The following is a 16475-nucleotide window of genomic DNA, read 5'->3' as shown; positions in this document are numbered from 1 at the left end:
CCGCAGAAATGGGACGACGATGAGTCAGGCACAGGACCACGAGCACAGTGACGGCTCAGCCGCCGGGCCCGCCCTGCCGCAGACCCGCACCGCACGCCACCGCAGGATCGTGGACATCCTCAACCGGCAACCGGTGCGCTCGCAGAGCCAGTTGGCCAAGCTGCTGGCGGACGACGGGCTGAGCGTCACCCAGGCGACGCTCTCCCGCGACCTCGACGAGCTGAACGCCGTCAAGATCCGCAACAACGAGGGCGACCTCATCTACGCGGTCCCCAGCGAGGGCGGCTTCCGCACGCCCCGCGCACCGCTGGGCGAGTCCGCCAAGGAGGAGCGGATGCGGCGGCTCTCGCAGGAGCTGCTGATCTCGGCGGAGGCGTCGGCGAACCTCGTGGTGCTGCGCACCCCGCCGGGTGCCGCGCAGTTCCTGGCCTCGGCCATCGACCAGGCCGAACTGCACGACATCCTCGGCACCATCGCCGGCGACGACACCCTGCTCCTGATCAGCCGGGACCCGAGCGGCGGCCAGGCCCTCGCCGACCACCTGCTGAGACTGGCGCAGAACGGGCACTGACCCGCACCCCACCGGCTCGGCCGCGGCCGTCCCGCCGACGGGCGGGCGCCGCGACCCCGGGCCCGGCCGGCTGGGGCGGGCCGGCAGGCTCGGCCGGCCGGGGCGAGGCGGGGGCGGCAGGCTCGATCGGCCGGGGTGGGGCGCGGGCGCGGATCCGGTCAGTCCAGGTGGGCTGCCAGGCCGCTCGTGGACCGTGCCGTACCGTCCGCCGTGATCATCAGCGCCTCCACACCGGGGAGCGACTCCAGCCAGGCGAGTCCCGCCCGCGAACCCCTCGCGAACGCGGCCGTGGCCCAGCAGTCCGCCCAGGTCAGCTCGGGGGCCACCACCGTGACCGCCACCAGGTCGGTCACCGCGGGCCTGCCCGTGCGCGGATCGGTGATGTGGGCGCCGCGCTCGGCCGTGCCGGAGGTGGCCACGGCCAGCCCCGCCCTCCCGGCCGACGAGACCACCGCGGCCAGGGCCCCCGGACACGACGGATCCGACACGCCGACCCGCCACGGCCGGCGCGGTCCGGGGGCGCCCAGCACCTGCACGTCCCCGCCGCCGTTCACGCTGACCGCGTCCGCTCCCGCCGCCGCGATCCGCCGCGCCGCCCGCTCGGCCGCCCAGCCCTTGACGATGCCCGTCGGGTCGAGGGACCCCCCGTGGCGCAGGCTGAACCAGCCCTCGCTGACCCGCTCCGCCTCGGCGCCCAGCGCGAGCACCTCGGCGACCTCGTAAGCGCACTCCCGCTCGGTGATCTCGCCGCGCGCCAGCCGGGAGACCTGGCTGTCCGCGCGGTAGGTGCTGAACCGCTCGTCGACCCGGTGCAGCGAGGCCACCGCCGCGGCCAGCGCCGCCCGCACCGCGCCGCTCTCCCCGCCGCGGACGTCGAAGGAGAAGACCGTGCCCATGACCTCCTCGGCGTGCCGCACGACGGCCCGGGCCGCGCCCTCAGCCACGGGCCCGGTCCAGCGCGGACTGGAGCGAGCGCCGGTAGCCGTCACTGGTGTACGTGGCCCCGGAGACCGAGTCGATCTCCGCGCTCTGCGCGGTCAGCGCCTCCCTGCGCAGGGCGGGCAGGGCGTAGCTGTTGATCTCCTGGTCACGGGGGTTGTCCGTGGGGTAGGCGACCGCGGTCACCTCCGTGATCCGGCCGCCGCCGACCGTGATCCGCACCTGGACGGGACCCCAGCGGGTCTGCACGCTGTCACCGGTGACGGTCCTGGTGCCGGTGGACCCGTCCGTGGCCCCGCCGGGGGATCCGCCGGCGGCATCGCTGCCGCCCGACGCGGCGGGCGCCGACGCCTGCGCCGGTGCGGGCGCCGCGACGATCGTCGCGGGCGTGTGCGGCTTGAGGGACAGCAGCATCACGAGACCGGAGACGGTCGCGGCGCTCGCCAGCACGATCCGGCGCAGCGGACGGTTCTTCCTCAACGGGTGCACGGGTGCCTCACAGTTCGAACGACTCGTGGTGGATGCGCCGGTCCGGCACCCCGGCGGCCCGCAGCGCCGCGTACACGTCCTGGGCGAAGGCGTGCGGACCGCACAGGTACACGTCGTGCCCGGACAGGCCGGGGACGGCCTCGCGCAGCGCCGCGGCGGTGAGGGCGGGGCGCCGGCCCTCCGCGTCGTTGAGCGCGTAGAGCACCCGGGCGCCGCGCCAGCGCGCGACGGCCTCCAGCTCGGCGCCCAGGGCCAGGTCCCCGGCGGTACGGGCCCGGTACAGCAGGGTGACCTCGCCGGGCAGCGTCTCGAACAGCGCCCGCAGCGGGGTGATGCCGACCCCGGCCGCGATCAGCAGCGACCGGGGCGAGGTCTGCCGCTCGGCGGTCAGCGACCCGTACGGGCCCTCCGCCCACACCCGGGTGCCCGGCCGCAGCAGCGGCACGGCCGCGCTGTGGTCGCCGAGCGCCTTGACGGTGATGCGCAGCAGGCCGGGGCGGGGCGGCGCGGACAGGGAGTAGGGCGTCGACGTCCGGGCCATGCCCTCGGCCAGGAACCGCCAGCGGAAGAACTGGCCGGGCCGGGCGCCGAGTTCGTCCAGGTTCCGGCCCCGGACGACCACCGAGTACACGCCGGGCGCCTCCCGGTGCACCGACTCGACCCGCATCCGGTGCCGCAGGTTGAGCCGTACCGGGACCAGCACGCGGAACCACAGCACCAGCGCGCTCACGCCCCCGTACAGCGTGTACCAGGCGGCGGTGGCGGCGGCCCTGCCGTTGAACTGCTCGCCCAGCGCGAGCTGGTGCCAGAAGGCGAGGAAGACGGCGGCGTAGGTGAGCAGGTGCGTGTAGTACCAGAACTCGTGGCTGGTCCGGCGGCGCACCGCACGCGCCGAGGTGACACCGGCGGCGAAGAGGATCACCGTGCCCGCGGTGGCCATCAGCATGTCGGGGTAGTCCAGGACCACGGTGACCGCCTCGTGCAGCACCGAGTCGCGGTCCTGGGCGGCGTACCCGGCCAGGATGAGCACGACGTGCGCGGCCAGCAGGCACACCGTGTACCGGCCCGCCCGCGCGTGCCAGCGGGCCACCCGGTCCGAACCGACGCCGCGTTCCAGCAGCGGCACCCGGGCCATCAGCCCGACGAGCACCGCGCACGAGTAGCCGCACAGCAGCCCCGTGATCCGTCCGGCGCCGGTCAGCCAGCCCGCCGCGCCCACGACGGAGGCCGTGTCCGACCACCACAGGGCGAGCACCGCGGCGGCCCCGGCCCACAGCAGCACGGACACGGCGCCCACCGGTGAGCGCCGGGGGACCGGCGGCACGGGCGGTGCCGCCCGCCGTTCGTACACCGTGGTCATGCCCGTCCGTCCTTTCACCTGTCCTGGACGCCACTGTGCGGGCCGAACCTCTGAGGAGGCTCTGAAACGGGGCCCGTGCCGGCCCTTCACAGAGAACTCAGAGGCGCCCGCCGTCCCGCCCGCGCGGACGGTCGGCGATGCTGGAAGGGCCATGGACACACCCCGCCCGGCCGCCTCCGGCCTCCCCGCGCTCACCCGGCCCGACGGCTCCCCCGTCCGCGTCCTCGTCGTCGACGACGACCCGGATCTCGCCGAGGTGCTCTGCGGAGCCCTGCGCTACCAGGGCTGGGAGGTGCGCGGGGCCGGGGACGGAGCCGCCGCGGTGGCCGGTGCCCGCGCCCTGCGGCCGGACGCCGTGGTGCTCGACGTGATGCTCCCGGACACCGACGGCTTCTCGGTGCTGCGGGAACTGCGCGCCGTGCGGCCGGACGTCTGCGTGCTCTTCCTCACCGCCCGGGACGCGGTGGAGGACCGCGTCGCGGGCATCACCGCGGGCGGCGACGACTACGTCACCAAACCGTTCAGCCTGGAGGAGGTGGTGGCGCGGCTGCGCGGGCTGCTGCGCCGGGCCGGCATGGCACGGCAGCAGGCGGACGGCCCGCGGCTGACCGTGGGCGACCTGGTCATGGACGAGGACGCCCGCGAGGTCACCCGGGCCGGGGAACTGATCGAGCTGTCCCCGACCGAGTACGAACTGCTCCGCCTCCTGATGCACAACCCGCGCCGGGTGCTCAGCAAGCCGCAGATCCTCGACCGGGTGTGGTCCTACGACTTCGGCGGGCAGGCCCACGTGGTCGAGCTGTACATCTCCTACCTGCGAAAGAAGGTGGACGCGGGCCGCGATCCGATGATCCACACGGTGCGCGGGGCCGGGTACGTCCTGAAGCCGGCGCCGTGAGCGCCCGCGCGCGGGCCGCCGCCTCCGGGCCGGCACGGCGGCTGCCGTGGCCGCGGACGCTGCGGGCCCGGCTGACCGCCGGCCTCGTCGTGCTGCTCGCGGTGAGCTGCGCGGCCGTCGGGGTGGCGGCGGTGCTGGAACTGGACGGCTTCCTCACCGGCCGGCTCGACGAGCAGCTGCGGCAGACCGGCGCGGGTTTCGCCGAGAGCCTGGAGCACGGGACCTACGGGCCCGAGGGGTCGAAGGTGGCCAAGGGGTCCAAGGGCACCGGGGCGGCCGAGGGCGCCTACGGGGCCGGGGCCGAGGGGGCCGTCAAGCCGTCGGACCACGACGGCGACGAGCACGGCGACACCCGCCGCCAGGCCGCCGCGACCTTCGGCGCCCGGCTCGTCGCCGGCCGGATCACCAACGCGGCCGTGGTCCCCTCCCGCTCCCATCCGGGCTTCGACGTCACCCTCACCGCCGCCGACCGCACCGCCCTGGCGGCCCTCCCCGCGGACCGCACCGGCCACACGGCGCACCTGTCGGCGCTCGGCGACTACCGGCTGGCGGCCTGCCCGGGACGCGACGGTGACGTCCTGGTCACCGGTCTGCCCATGGAGCCGGTGCGGGCCGCGGTCCACCGGCTGGAACTGGTCGCCGGGGGCGTCTTCGGACTCGGGCTCGCCGTCACGGGCGTCGCGGGCGCCCTGTGGGTGCGCTGGTCGCTGCGGCCGCTCAGCCGGGTGGCGGCCACCGCCACCCGCGTCAGCGAACTCCGGCTGGCCAGCGGCGAGGTGGCACTGCCGGCGCGCACCGGCGACGTCGATCCGCGCAGCGAGGTGGGCCGGGTCTGGGCCGCCTTCGACCGCATGCTGCACCACGTCGAGGACGCGCTGACCAAGCGGCACGCGAGCGAGGAACGGCTGCGCGGCTTCGCCGCCGACGCCAGCCACGAGCTGCGCACCCCGGTCGCCTCGGTGCGCGGCCACGCGGAGCTGGCGCTGCTCCACCCGGGGCCGGTGCCGCCCGAGGTCACCCGCGCCCTGGAGCGCATCGCCGCCGAGTCCGCGCGGATGGGCGAACTGGTCGACGAGATGCTGCTGCTGGCCCGCCTGGACGCCGGCCGCCCCCTGGAGCGCCGTCCGGTCGACCTGACCCGCCTGGTCCTGGACGCGGTGACGGACGCGCGGGCGGCGGGGCCGGGCCACCACTGGGCGCTGGAGCTGCCCGAAGACCCGGTGACGGTGACCGGCGACGCCCACCGGCTCCACCAGGTGCTGGCCAACCTGCTGGCCAACGCGCGGCTGCACACCCCCGCGGGGACGAAGGCGACGGTCTCCCTGGAGGTGGTCCGCGAGGCCGGCGGCACCGGCGTGGTCCTGCGCGTCCACGACGACGGTCCCGGCGTCCCCGACGAGGTCCGGCCGGGCGTCTTCGAACGTTTCACCCGCGCCGACCGCCGCCGCGCGGGCAGTTCCGGCGGTGCCGGGGCGGGCCTGGGTCTGTCGATCGTGGCCGCGGTGACCGAGGCGCACGGCGGTACGGTGGGCCTGGAGAGCCGCCCGGGCTCGACGGCGTTCACGGTGCGGCTGCCCGCCGGCGAGGACGGCCCTGCGGACGACCGGCGCACGGCCGAAGGAAAAGGCGCCGCGGACGCCCCGCGCACGGCCGGACCGGACGGTGTCTCCGGGTGACCCGCGCACGGCCGGACGGGACGGTGTCGCCGGGTGACCTGCCGTCGGGGCGGCTCAGACCGGGGACGGCGGCAGGGGCAGCGGCAGCCCCGGCAGCCCGTCCAGACTGGTCGCGACGTGCTCCTTCTTGGTGAAGTACTCGCTCAGCGAGGCGTCGTCCTCCCGGGCGAAGCGCCTGCCGTGCAGGTCGCGGTCCTCCTCGTACGCCATGAAGGGCACCGCGTAGCCGCAGGTGTCGCGGATCAGCGAGGCGTGCACGACCACGACCGCGCGCAGCCCGTGCGCCGCCGGGTCGATGTCGGGGAACCGGGCGAGCAGTTCGGGGAACCGCGGATCGTCGCGGAAGACGGGTTCGCCCCGGCCGTGGACGCGGACGATGTTGGGCGGGCCCTGGAAGGCGCACCACATGAGGGTGATGCGGCCGTTCTCCCGCAGGTGCGCGATGGTCTCCGCGGTCGACCCGGCGAAATCCAGGTAGGCCACGGTGTGCTCGTCGAGCACCGCGAAGCAGCCCTTGAGCCCCTTGGGGGAGAGGTTGACCGTGCCCTCGCCGGAGAGCGGCGCGGTCGCGGTGAAGAAGAGGGGCTGCTCCTCGATGAAGGTACGGAGCCTGCCGTCTATGCGCTCATAGGTCTTTCCCATGTCCACCGATTATCCGCGCAACTCGTTCGCCTGTCTAAGGAATTGCGGCTCCGGCGCGCTCGGTCCGGCAGTGCGCCCCGGACCGGACGGCCGTCGCCGGCCCGGGCGCCGCGTCCCTGGGCCGGGACGCGGCGACGGATCGCGGCTCGATTGACGATCCATGCAGACTTCTGCATACTCATGCATGCCAGCCCGCCGTGCGGCGCGTGCCGCGGGCACGGCACGGCCCGGCGCGGACCCGGCACGAGTACGGTTCGTACACCCACACCTCCCTAGGAGCTGAGCGAGTGAGCAGCAACAGCGGTGACGTACGGCTCTGGGGCGGCCGTTTCGCCGACGGACCCGCCGAGGCCCTGGCGAAACTGTCCGCGTCCGTCCACTTCGACTGGCGGCTCGCGCCCTACGACATCGCCGGATCGCGTGCCCACGCGCGCGTGCTGCACACGGCCGGTCTGCTCAGCGAGGACGAGCTGACCCGCATGATCGCCGGACTCGACCGGCTCGAGGCCGACGTGGCGGACGGCTCCTTCACCGGCACCCTCGCCGACGAGGACGTCCACACCGCCCTGGAGCGCGGCCTGCTGGAGCGCGTCGGCCCCGACCTGGGCGGCAAGCTGCGCGCCGGCCGGTCCCGCAACGACCAGGTCGCCACCCTCTTCCGCATGTACCTGCGCGACCACGCCCGGATCATCGGCGGTCTGATCGCCGACCTCCAGGACGCGCTGGTCGCCCTCGCCGAGGCGCACCCGGACGTGGCGATGCCCGGCCGCACCCACCTCCAGCACGCCCAGCCGGTCCTCTTCGCCCACCACGTCCTCGCGCACGTGCAGGCCCTGTCCCGGGACGCCGAACGGCTGCGCCAGTGGGACGAGCGGACCGCCGTGTCGCCCTACGGCTCGGGCGCCCTCGCGGGCTCCTCGCTGGGCCTCGACCCGGAGGCGGTCGCCCGCGACCTGGGCTTCGAGCGCGGCAGCGTCGGCAACTCCATCGACGGCACCGCCTCGCGCGACTTCGTCGCCGAGTTCGTCTTCATCACCGCGATGATCGGCGTCAACGTCTCCCGCATCGCCGAGGAGATCATCATCTGGAACACGAAGGAGTTCTCCTTCGTGACGCTGCACGACGCCTTCTCCACCGGCTCGTCGATCATGCCGCAGAAGAAGAACCCGGACATCGCCGAGCTGGCGCGCGGCAAGTCCGGCCGCCTCATCGGCAACCTGACGGGCCTGATGGCCACGCTGAAGGCCCTGCCCCTGGCGTACAACCGCGACCTCCAGGAGGACAAGGAGCCGGTCTTCGACTCCTGCGACCAGCTCGAACTCCTGCTGCCCGCCTTCACCGGCATGATGGCCACCCTCACCGTCCACCGCGAGCGCATGGAGGAACTGGCGCCGGCCGGCTTCTCCCTGGCCACCGACGTCGCCGAGTGGCTGGTCAAGCAGGGTGTGCCGTTCCGGGTGGCGCACGAGGTGGCCGGCGAGTGCGTCAAGGCCGCCGAGGCCGAGGGCAAGGAGCTGGACGAACTGACCGACGAGCAGTTCGCGAAGATCTCCGCCCACCTGACGCCCGAGGTGCGCACGGTGCTCAACGTGCCCGGCGCCCTCGCCTCCCGCAGCGGGCGCGGCGGCACCGCCCCCAGTGCGGTCGCCGTCCAGCTCGCCGAGGTCAAGGCCGACCTGGCCGCCCAGCACGCATGGGCGAACGCCGGGAAGTAGCGGGTGAGTGACGCGTGGGGCGTCGCGGGTAGGTTGGTCGCAGCACGGAGCCGACCGGAACGGAGCCCGCGATGCCCTTCGCGCTCCCCACGGGCTCTCGGCTCCGCTCGAGCAGGGAGGTACCCCCATGGCCGCAGCCACCACCCCCACCCGTCACCTCGGCCTCGGCCTCGCCGCCGTCGGGCGCCCCGGGTACATCAACCTCGGCCGTGACCGCGACCTCGGCGCCGACCGCTCCGTCGACGCCCTGCGCGCCCGTACCCACGAACTCCTGGACGCGGCCTACGCCCAGGGCGTGCGCTACGTCGACGCCGCCCGCTCCTACGGCCGCTCCGAGGAGTTCCTCGCCGACTGGCTGCGCGCCCGGCCGCAGACCGGCGACGTGGTGGTCGGCAGCAAGTGGGGGTACACCTACACGGCCGACTGGCGCACCGACGCCGAGCGGCACGAGGTCAAGGACCACAGCCTCGCCACCTACGAGCGGCAGCGCGCGGAGAGCGCCGCACTGCTCGGCGACCGCATCGGCCTCTACCAGATCCACTCGGTGACCCCGGACAGCCCGGCCCTGACCGACAAGGAACTGCACGCCCGCCTCGCCGAGGCCGCCGCGTCCGGCACGACCGTCGGCTTCTCCACCAGCGGCCCCGCCCAGGCCGACGCGATCCGGGCCGCCCTGGCCGTGACCGTCGACGGCGAGCCCCTCTTCCGTACGGTCCAGTCGACGTACAACGCCCTGGAGACCTCCGCCGGACCCGCCCTCGCCGAGGCCCATGACGCCGGGCTCACCGTGATCGTCAAGGAGGGCATGGCCAACGGGCGGCTGGCCGGCCCGCAGGCACCCGAGGCACTGCGGGAGGTGGCCCGGCAGACCGGCTACGGCTGCGACGCGGTGGCCCTCGCCCTGGTCCTGCGCCGCCCGTGGGCGGGCGTCGTCCTCTCCGGCGCGGCCACCCTCGACCAGCTCGCCTCCAACCTGCGCGCCCCGGCCGTGGACCTCGACGAGGAGCAGGCGGCCCGCCTCGACGCCCTGGCCGAGGAGCCGCGCGCCTACTGGGACGGGCGCGCCCGCCTGCCCTGGCACTGAGCCCCGCCGCCCCCGCACCCGTCTCTCCCTCCGGCCCGCCGCGCTCCCGCGCGCGGCGGGCCTCTGAGACGCGTATGCGGCTCGTGAGACATTGTTGTCTCATTCGGTGTATGGTTGTCTCATGGCTGTCGATCGTGACCACGTGCTGCGCACCGCCGCGGCCCTGCTGACCCGCAAGTCCACCGCCACGATGGACGAGGTCGCCCGGGCGGCCGGGATCAGCCGCGCCACCCTGCACCGGCACTTCGCCGGTCGGGACGCGCTCGTGCGGGCGCTGGAGGCGCTCGGCATCCAGGAGTGCGAGGCCGCGCTCGACGCGGCCAGGACCCACGAGGGCCCGGCGCGCGAGGCCGTTCACCGGCTGGTGCGCGAGACGGAGTCCGCGGCCGGTCTGCTGGCCTTCCTCTACTCCGAGAACCAGCTGTTCGAGGGCGAGGAGCGGAACGCGGGCTGGGCGCGGATCGACGAACGGATCGAGGCCCTGTTCCGGCGCGGCCAGCGCAGCGGTGAGTTCCGCATCGACCTCACCCCCGCCTGGCTCACCGAGGCGCTGTACGGCCTGATGGCCTCCGGCGCCTGGGCCGTGGCCGAGGGCCGGGTGGCCCCCAAGGACTACACCTACATGATCGTGGAGCTGCTGCTCGGCGGCGCCCTGCGTACGGACGAACCACGGAGAGAGGAATCATGACCAGCACCCTGCAGCCGGCCGCGGCGGCGGAGACGGAGAAGCGCCCGGGCCGCTGGCTCGCGCTCGGCGTCCTCGTCCTGGCCGTGCTGCTGGTGGCCGTCGACGCGACCGTCCTCGGTCTCGCGACCCCCTACATCAGTGAGGACCTGGAGCCCTCCGGCACCCAGCTGCTCTGGATAGGCGACGTCTACTCGTTCGTCATCGCCGGTCTGCTCGTCTCCATGGGCAGCCTCGGCGACCGCATCGGCCGCAAGCGCATCCTGCTCGGCGGTGCCACCGCGTTCGGCCTGATCTCCGTGCTCAACGCCTACGCGGCCACGCCGGAGATGATGATCCTGGCCCGGGCGCTGCTCGGTGTCGCCGGCGCCACCCTGATGCCGGCCACGCTCGCCCTGATCCGCAACCTCTTCCACGACGCGCGTGAGCGCAGCCTCGCCGTCGGCGTCTGGGGCGCGGCCGCCTCCGCCGGCATGGCCGTGGGGCCCATCGTCGGCGGGTTCCTGCTCGAACACTTCTGGTGGGGCTCGGTCTTCCTGATCAACCTGCCCGTGATGGCCGTCCTCGTCCTGGTCGGCATCCGCCTGCTGCCCGAGTCCCGCAACCCCCACCCGGGCCCGTGGGACCTCGCCAGTGTCCTGCTGTCCCTGGTCGGCATGATCGCCACCGTGTACGCGGTCAAGGAGGCCGCCGCGCACGGGTTCACCTGGGCGGTCCTGGGGACGGGCCTGCTGGGCGTGGCCGCGCTGTACGGCTTCGTCCGCCGCCAGCTCACGATGCCCGTGCCGCTGCTGGACATTCGGCTCTTCCGCAGCCGCGGCTTCAGCGGTGCCGTCCTCGCCGACCTGCTGACCGTGCTCGGCATGTCCGGACTGGTCTTCTTCCTGTCCCAGTACCTGCAACTGGTGCAGGGCAGGCGGCCGTTCGAGGCGGGCCTGGCCGAACTGCCGGCCGCCGTGGGCGCCGTGGCGGCCGGTCTGGTGGCCGGCCGCGCGGCCCGGCGCTTCTCGGTGCGGGCGGTGGTCTCCGGCGGACTCGCCGCGGTGGGCCTGGCCCTGGCGGCGCTGACGGCGCTCAGCGGTGCCACCGGCTACCCGCTGCTCGGCGCTGCCCTGCTGGTGGTCGGCGTCGGCGCCGGCCTCTCCTTCACGGTGACCGCCGACGTGATCCTCTCCAGCGTGCCCAAGGACCAGGCGGGCGCCGCCTCCGCGGTCTCGGAGACGGCGTACGAACTGGGCGCGGCCCTGGGCATCGCCCTGCTCGGCTCCATCGTGACCGCCGCCTACCGCGGCTTCAGCGGCCCCAGCGGCACACCGGCGCGGGCCCACGAGTCCCTGGGCGGCGCGGTGGAGGCGGCGGCCGGCCTGCCGGCGCCCACGGCCGAATCCCTGCTCTCCGCGGCCCGCGAAGCCTTCGTCCACGGCCTTCACCTGGCCTCGGGCGCCGGCGCGGCGGTCCTGCTGGCGGCAGCGGCGGCGGCATGGGTCCTGCTGAAGAACGAGAAGCTCTGAGACCGGCGGCCCGGGAACTCCGAACCCCGGTGAGGCGGCACCCCGAGAGGGGCGCGGGGCCGTGTCCGTGTGCGGCTCCCGCCGCGTAGACGCGGCCGGCCACCCCGGCTCCGCACCCGGCGGACCGCAGGAACCCCCGCGGCGCCCGACCGCCCGCGCGCCGCGGGCCCAAGAGCCGCGGACACAAGCGGGCCCCGGCGACCGGCGCTCCGCACGCACCCTCGCCGTGTCGCAGGAAGGCCCCGGCAGCTCCGCTGCCGGGGCCTTCCTGCGCCTTGCGACCGCACGCACCGGACACCGCCCGCTGACCGGGCCCGCTTGTGTCCGCGGCTCTACGCCGCCTTCGCCTTGGTGGCGTACATGTCCACGTACTCCTGCCCCGACAGCCGCATGACCTCGGTCATCACCGAGTCCGTCACCGCCCGCAGCACGTACCGGTCGCGGTCCATGCCCTCGTAGCGGGAGAACTCCATCGGCTCACCGAAGCGCACGGTGACCTTGCCCGGACGGGGCAGCCCCGCCCCGCCCGGCTGGAGCTTGTCCGTGCCGATCATGGCGAACGGAACGACCGGCGCGCCCGTCATCAGCGTCAGCCGGGCGATGCCGGTGCGGCCCCGGTACAGCCGGCCGTCGGGCGAGCGGGTGCCCTCGGGGTAGATGCCGAAGATCCTGTTCTCCTCCAGGATGCGGCGCCCGGTCATCAGCGCCGCGACCCCGCCCCGGCCGCCGTCGCGGTCGACCGGGATCATGCCGACACCGGTGAAGAACCAGGCCATCAGGCGGCCCTTGAAGCCCTTTCCGGTGACGTACTCGTCCTTGCCGATGAAGAACACCTGACGGTCGCAGACCAGCGGGAGGATCATCGAGTCGATGAACGTCAGGTGGTTGCCGGCCAGGATGACCGGACCGTCGCCGGGAATGCGCTCCGCGCCCTCCACCTGTGGGCGGAACATCAGGCGCATGATCGGACCGAGCACTGCCTTGATGAGCGCGAAGCGGGACAACGGGCCCTCCGGTGTCAAGGGATTCTCTATGAAGTCTGTGCAGGTGAGGACGATACTCGCGGCGCGGCCCCGAATGCACATCGGGCTCACCACCTCTTACGTACTGTTGACGTACGTTTACCTGCGCGGGAGCCCCGTCACGCCCCGGTGAACGGCACGCAACGGTGTGACGGAGGTTACGGGGCGTCACCCGCCGGTCCCGGCCCGTCCCCTCCCTTCGTTCCCGTCCGTCCCGTCCGTCCCGTCCGTCCCTCCTGTCCCGCCGGCGCGTCATCCGGCGTCACCCCCGTGTTCCGTCCGGGGCCTCCCGGCCGTCACCCCGGCCCCCCTACGATCGGCGCGCACCGACGACACGAGACCAGGAGGCGGGCATGGGGACGCAGGAGCCGCAGCGGCAGGGGCAGGCGCGGGAGTCCGACGGGCGCACGGGCCGGACCGGGCGCCGGACGCTGCTCGGGGCCGCCGTGCTCGGCGCCGGGGGAGCGGTCCTCGGAGCGCCCGGCACGGCCGGCGCCGCACAGGCGGGGCCCGCACAGACCCCGGCCGCGGCCGGGCACGGCGGGACCGGCCGGCGCGGCGGTCTCGGGAGCCTGCCCGTGCCGACGGTCATCGGCCACCGCGGCGCCAGCGGATACCGGCCCGAGCACACCTTCGGCTCCTACGAGCTGGCCCTCGACCTCGGCGCCCACGTCGTCGAGGCCGGAGACCTGGTGCCCACCCGGGACGGCCACCTCGTGTGCCGGCACGAGCCGGAGATCGGCGGCACCACGGACGTCGCCGACCACCCCGAGTTCGCCGGCCGCCGCACCACCAAGGTCCTCGACGGGGTGCCCACCACCGGCTGGTTCACGGAGGACTTCACGCTCGCCGAGCTGAAGACGCTGCGCGCCGTCGAACGCATCCCGGCCAACCGCCCGCACAACACCCTCTACGACGGCCGCTGGGAGATCCCCACCTTCGAAGAGGTCCTGAAGTGGCAGGACGAGCAGACCCGCCGCCGCGGCCGGCAGGTGTGGATCTATCCCGAGACCAAGCACCCCACCTACTTCCGCAAGCTGGGCCTCGGCCTGGAGGAGCGGGTGGCGAAGCTGCTGCGCAGGCACGGCAAGGACCGCAGGAACTCGCCGGTGATCCTCCAGTCCTTCGAGCCCAGCAGCATCCAGCGGCTGCGCCGGCTCGTGGACAACCCCCTGGCCGTGCTCCTGTCCGGCGCCGACAGCCGCCCGTACGACTTCGTCGAGGCCGGCGACCCGCGCACGGTGGCCGACCTCATCACCCCCGAGGGCCTGAAGGAGATCGCCTCCTACGCGCAGGGCATCGGCCCGACCGTGGACCTGGTCATCCCCAAGGAGGCGGACGGCAACCTCGGCAGGCCGAGCACGCTGGTGCGGGACGCGCACGCGGCGGGACTGGTCCTGCACCCATACACCATGCGCAACGAGAACCCGTTCCTGCCGCCGAAGTTCCGCAAGGGCACCGCCAAGGACGCCTACGGTGACGCCTTCGGCCTCTTCCAGGCCTACTTCGCCACCGGCATCGACGGCATCTTCACCGACAACGCCGACACCGGCCTGCTCGCCCGGGAGGACTTCCTGAGCCGCCGGTCCGTCAACCGCTGAACCCGTTCCGCCCCCGTCGGTGTGAACCCGTGGCCGCCCCGGCAACCCCGCGCCGGGGCGGGCGCGTCGTGCCGCATATGACACCCGACATGCTCGCCGCCCTGCGCCCGCTGCTCGCCGCGGAGGCCTCCGCCGAGGCACATGCCTCCGGAACGGAACCGGGCGACCTGGAACAGGCGGTCTGGCTGCGGCTGCTGGAGCGCCTGGAGACGGACGGGCCGCCGCACGACCCCCAGGGCTGGCTGCGCAGGGCCGTCCGCTCCGAGGCGCGCCGGACCCGACGCACCGTCACCATCGAGCGTCCGTACGGCCTCGAACCCGCCGACGACAGCGAGCGCGGACCCGAGTCCATGGCGCTGGCCGCCGCGCGGGGGCGCGCGCTGCGCGACGCGGTGGGCCGCCTGCCGGGCCGCTGCCCCCGGCTGCTGGAGGCGCTGCTGTCGCCGAGGGACCTCACCTACCGGGAGATCGCCGGGGAGTTGGGTATCTCACAGGGCAGCCTCGGACCGGAACGTTCCAGATGTCTGGGATGTCTGCGGCGTTTGCTCGCGCCGGAGGTTGCGGCGCGCGAAGCCCGGGGATAGGAGTGGGGGACAACAGGTGATCAGGTGAGCGGGAGGCGTGCGCACATGGGCATGAGCGTGACCATCTCGGCGGCGACCGAGCAGGACGCGGAGCAGATCTTCAAGCTTCAGTACCTGTGCTTCCAGGGCGAGGCGGCGCTGTACGGCAACTACCGCATCGACCCGCTCGTGCAGAGCCTCGACTCACTCCGCCAGGAGGTCGCCGCCGACTGCGTCTTCGTGGCCCGGCTCGGCGACGAGGTGGTGGGCTCGGTGCGCGGCAGCACGACCGAGGACGGCGCGGCCGCCATCGGCAAACTCTGCGTCCACCCCCGCCTGCAGGGCCACGGCATCGGCGCCCGGCTGCTGCGCGCGGTCGAGGCGGCCCTGGCCGAGGAGCGCGGCGCCACCCGCTTCCGCCTGCACACCGGCCACCGCAGCGAGGGCAACCTGCGCCTGTACCGCCGCGTCGGCTACCAGACGGTGGGCACCTTCGACAGCCCCGACGGCGTCCCGATGATCCTCCTGGAGAAGCCGGCCGGCACGTACGTGGCGACCGCCTAGGGTCTCCCGTCCGGCTCGGGGCGGGTCCCGGCGGCGGCTCAGGCGGCCGCCGGTCCCTGCCTGCGGGCCTTGCGCAGCCAGTACAGCGCGGACAGCGGGAGCAGCACGGGGATGAAGACGTACCCCATGCCGTAGTCGGACCACACGGTCGCGTCGGGGAAGGCGGACGGTTCGACGAGCGTCCAGGTCCCCACCGTCAGCACGCCCACCAGCTCGGCGGCGCAGCACACCAGGGCCGCCCGGCGGGCCTTCTCCCCGCCGCGCACCAGCGAGTAGGTGATGAAGCCGTAGACCACGCCCGCCACCGCCGAGAGCGAGTAGGCGAGCGGGGCCCGGCCGAAGTCGGTCGCGATCTGGTAGACGGAGCGGGAGACCGCGCCGACCACCATCACGCCGTACAGCCAGACGAGCAGGATGCCCGGTCCGCTGATGAGCCGGGCCTTCGCCGCCTTGGCCGGCTTCTGGTCGACAGTGGCCATCTCAGCCTCCCCAGATGTCGTAGAGCCGCACTTCCAGGACGGCGAGGACGACCCCGCCGGCCGCGACCGTCACCGAGCCCCAGCGCGTGCGCTCCGCCAGCGACATGAAGGCGGCCGCCGGGACGCACGCGAAGGCGCCCAGCAGGTACGCCACGAAGATCGTCGCCCCCTGGTCCGGCTTCTCGCCCCGCGCGAGCTGCACGATCCCGATCACCAGCTGGACCAGGGCCAGCACGGTGACCACGGCCATCCCGATGAAGTGCCAGTCCTTCGTCGGCTGGTCACGGTAGGCGGCCCAGCCGCACCAGGCGGCGAGCAGCAACGCGGCGACGCCGGTCACCAGCGTCAGGGCATCAAGCATGCCTGTGACCCTATTACGGGGCGAAGACCCCACCGCGCCCGCCCCGGCGCCGGCGCCCGGCGCGCTCGGGTGCGGCCGTGGCGTTGGCCACAGCCCGGCCCGTGACCGGCTCCGGGTGCCCCCGCGGGCGGACCCCCGCCGGACCTGTCGCCGCTGGTCAGCGGCGTGGGCGAGGCCGTGCCCGGCCGCCGCCCGGGGGCGTCCCAAGAACGTCCACGATGCGGACAGCGGTGCCGTGTCAGCACCATGGGTCTGGTTTACTGATCGCATGACCACGACGAGCTGCCGCATCCCTGCGACCGAGGCGACGATGAC

Annotated in this window: 17 protein-coding genes; 10 read left to right on the top strand and 7 right to left on the bottom strand. The window is 74.2% G+C overall.

The genetic code is table 11. The features are described from left to right. The first annotated feature begins 19 nt into the window (after positions 1 to 19). A complete protein-coding gene (locus tag IG64_RS25170; RefSeq protein WP_037860155.1) occupies positions 20 to 571 on the top strand; it encodes an arginine repressor in 552 nt (183 codons plus the stop codon). Between the two features lie 158 nt (positions 572 to 729). Here IG64_RS25170 and IG64_RS25165 read toward each other — a convergent pair whose 3' ends face one another. Genes IG64_RS25165 through IG64_RS25155 form a run of 3 tightly spaced genes read right to left on the bottom strand, consistent with a single transcriptional unit; the run spans position 730 to position 3359 of the window. Next, complete coding sequence (locus IG64_RS25165) at positions 730 to 1467, bottom strand: FAD:protein FMN transferase (protein WP_037860267.1); 738 nt, start codon at positions 1465 to 1467, stop codon at positions 730 to 732. A gap of 40 nt (positions 1468 to 1507) precedes the next feature. Beyond that, positions 1508 to 1999, bottom strand: coding sequence for an FMN-binding protein (locus IG64_RS25160; protein WP_037860154.1), 492 nt, complete (start codon positions 1997 to 1999; stop codon positions 1508 to 1510). 7 nt (positions 2000 to 2006) lie between these two features. Continuing rightward, on the bottom strand, positions 2007 to 3359 hold the full coding sequence (locus tag IG64_RS25155; RefSeq protein ID WP_037860153.1) for a ferric reductase-like transmembrane domain-containing protein: 1353 nt from the start codon (positions 3357 to 3359) through the stop codon (positions 2007 to 2009). A gap of 151 nt (positions 3360 to 3510) precedes the next feature. On the opposite strand from IG64_RS25155, the gene IG64_RS25150 reads away from it, so the two are divergent. Together IG64_RS25150 and IG64_RS25145 are read left to right on the top strand one after the other, a co-directional pair. Next, positions 3511 to 4257 carry a response regulator transcription factor gene (locus tag IG64_RS25150; RefSeq protein WP_037860152.1) on the top strand — a complete coding sequence of 249 codons (747 nt, stop codon included), beginning with the start codon at positions 3511 to 3513 and terminating at the stop codon, positions 4255 to 4257. Next, a complete protein-coding gene (locus IG64_RS25145) occupies positions 4254 to 5933 on the top strand; it encodes a sensor histidine kinase (protein WP_234438604.1) in 1680 nt (559 codons plus the stop codon). Before IG64_RS25150 ends, IG64_RS25145 begins: the two co-directional genes overlap by 4 nt. Before the next feature lie 54 nt (positions 5934 to 5987). Here IG64_RS25145 and IG64_RS25140 read toward each other — a convergent pair whose 3' ends face one another. Next, positions 5988 to 6575, bottom strand: a complete 588-nt coding sequence (locus IG64_RS25140; protein WP_037860149.1) for a pyridoxamine 5'-phosphate oxidase family protein — start codon at positions 6573 to 6575, stop codon at positions 5988 to 5990. A gap of 287 nt (positions 6576 to 6862) precedes the next feature. Between IG64_RS25140 and argH the strand changes: the two genes are divergently transcribed. The 4 genes from argH to IG64_RS25120 all read left to right on the top strand — a co-directional run bounded on the left by argH (position 6863) and on the right by IG64_RS25120 (position 11570). After that, entirely contained in the window at positions 6863 to 8290 is a 1428-nt protein-coding gene (gene argH / locus IG64_RS25135; RefSeq protein WP_037860142.1) for an argininosuccinate lyase, read from the top strand. A 127-nt stretch (positions 8291 to 8417) separates the two neighbouring features. Beyond that, positions 8418 to 9374: an aldo/keto reductase gene (locus IG64_RS25130; protein WP_037860140.1), complete on the top strand. Its 957-nt coding sequence runs from the start codon at positions 8418 to 8420 to the stop codon at positions 9372 to 9374. A gap of 121 nt (positions 9375 to 9495) precedes the next feature. Next, the gene (locus IG64_RS25125; RefSeq protein WP_037860138.1) at positions 9496 to 10062 is read left to right on the top strand and encodes a TetR/AcrR family transcriptional regulator; all 567 of its coding nucleotides are present in this window, start codon (positions 9496 to 9498) and stop codon (positions 10060 to 10062) included. Then, the gene (locus IG64_RS25120; RefSeq protein WP_037860135.1) at positions 10059 to 11570 is read left to right on the top strand and encodes an MFS transporter; all 1512 of its coding nucleotides are present in this window, start codon (positions 10059 to 10061) and stop codon (positions 11568 to 11570) included. Before IG64_RS25125 ends, IG64_RS25120 begins: the two co-directional genes overlap by 4 nt. A gap of 332 nt (positions 11571 to 11902) precedes the next feature. Here IG64_RS25120 and IG64_RS25115 read toward each other — a convergent pair whose 3' ends face one another. After that, complete coding sequence (locus IG64_RS25115; protein ID WP_078884201.1) at positions 11903 to 12655, bottom strand: lysophospholipid acyltransferase family protein; 753 nt, start codon at positions 12653 to 12655, stop codon at positions 11903 to 11905. A 290-nt stretch (positions 12656 to 12945) separates the two neighbouring features. Between IG64_RS25115 and IG64_RS25110 the strand changes: the two genes are divergently transcribed. The 3 genes from IG64_RS25110 (at position 12946) to IG64_RS25100 (ending at position 15320) form a co-directional block, all read left to right on the top strand. After that, positions 12946 to 14193, top strand: a complete 1248-nt coding sequence (locus IG64_RS25110; protein WP_037860132.1) for a glycerophosphodiester phosphodiesterase — start codon at positions 12946 to 12948, stop codon at positions 14191 to 14193. A 77-nt stretch (positions 14194 to 14270) separates the two neighbouring features. Beyond that, positions 14271 to 14777 carry an RNA polymerase sigma factor gene (locus IG64_RS25105; protein WP_037860130.1) on the top strand — a complete coding sequence of 169 codons (507 nt, stop codon included), beginning with the start codon at positions 14271 to 14273 and terminating at the stop codon, positions 14775 to 14777. Between the two features lie 45 nt (positions 14778 to 14822). Further along, positions 14823 to 15320, top strand: a complete 498-nt coding sequence (locus tag IG64_RS25100) for a GNAT family N-acetyltransferase (RefSeq protein ID WP_037860128.1) — start codon at positions 14823 to 14825, stop codon at positions 15318 to 15320. Between the two features lie 38 nt (positions 15321 to 15358). On the opposite strand, the gene IG64_RS25095 is transcribed toward IG64_RS25100, so the two are convergent. Further along, complete coding sequence (locus tag IG64_RS25095; protein WP_037860127.1) at positions 15359 to 15799, bottom strand: hypothetical protein; 441 nt, start codon at positions 15797 to 15799, stop codon at positions 15359 to 15361. 1 nt (position 15800) lies between these two features. Then, complete coding sequence (locus tag IG64_RS25090; protein ID WP_037860126.1) at positions 15801 to 16160, bottom strand: hypothetical protein; 360 nt, start codon at positions 16158 to 16160, stop codon at positions 15801 to 15803. Positions 16161 to 16475 lie beyond the last annotated feature (315 nt).

It is taken from the genome of Streptomyces sp. NRRL S-340 (assembly GCF_000720185.1).
GTDB lineage: Bacteria > Actinomycetota > Actinomycetes > Streptomycetales > Streptomycetaceae > Streptomyces.
The sequence above is the reverse complement of the archived record's forward strand: the minus strand, read 5'-3'. Positions and strand labels throughout refer to the sequence as shown.

What these genes read in the sequence shown, in the direction of transcription:
- IG64_RS25170 (WP_037860155.1), top strand. Translation starts at nt 20, where the DNA reads ATGAGTCAGGCACAGGACCACGAGCACAGTGACGGCTCAGCCGCCGGG.
- IG64_RS25165 (WP_037860267.1), bottom strand. Translation starts at nt 1,467, where the DNA reads ATGGGCACGGTCTTCTCCTTCGACGTCCGCGGCGGGGAGAGCGGCGCG.
- IG64_RS25155 (WP_037860153.1), bottom strand. Translation starts at nt 3,359, where the DNA reads ATGACCACGGTGTACGAACGGCGGGCGGCACCGCCCGTGCCGCCGGTC.
- IG64_RS25150 (WP_037860152.1), top strand. Translation starts at nt 3,511, where the DNA reads ATGGACACACCCCGCCCGGCCGCCTCCGGCCTCCCCGCGCTCACCCGG.
- IG64_RS25140 (WP_037860149.1), bottom strand. Translation starts at nt 6,575, where the DNA reads ATGGGAAAGACCTATGAGCGCATAGACGGCAGGCTCCGTACCTTCATC.
- IG64_RS25130 (WP_037860140.1), top strand. Translation starts at nt 8,418, where the DNA reads ATGGCCGCAGCCACCACCCCCACCCGTCACCTCGGCCTCGGCCTCGCC.
- IG64_RS25125 (WP_037860138.1), top strand. Translation starts at nt 9,496, where the DNA reads ATGGCTGTCGATCGTGACCACGTGCTGCGCACCGCCGCGGCCCTGCTG.
- IG64_RS25120 (WP_037860135.1), top strand. Translation starts at nt 10,059, where the DNA reads ATGACCAGCACCCTGCAGCCGGCCGCGGCGGCGGAGACGGAGAAGCGC.
- IG64_RS25115 (WP_078884201.1), bottom strand. Translation starts at nt 12,655, where the DNA reads ATGTGCATTCGGGGCCGCGCCGCGAGTATCGTCCTCACCTGCACAGAC.
- IG64_RS25110 (WP_037860132.1), top strand. Translation starts at nt 12,946, where the DNA reads ATGGGGACGCAGGAGCCGCAGCGGCAGGGGCAGGCGCGGGAGTCCGAC.
- IG64_RS25105 (WP_037860130.1), top strand. Translation starts at nt 14,271, where the DNA reads ATGACACCCGACATGCTCGCCGCCCTGCGCCCGCTGCTCGCCGCGGAG.
- IG64_RS25100 (WP_037860128.1), top strand. Translation starts at nt 14,823, where the DNA reads ATGGGCATGAGCGTGACCATCTCGGCGGCGACCGAGCAGGACGCGGAG.
- IG64_RS25095 (WP_037860127.1), bottom strand. Translation starts at nt 15,799, where the DNA reads ATGGCCACTGTCGACCAGAAGCCGGCCAAGGCGGCGAAGGCCCGGCTC.
- IG64_RS25090 (WP_037860126.1), bottom strand. Translation starts at nt 16,160, where the DNA reads ATGCTTGATGCCCTGACGCTGGTGACCGGCGTCGCCGCGTTGCTGCTC.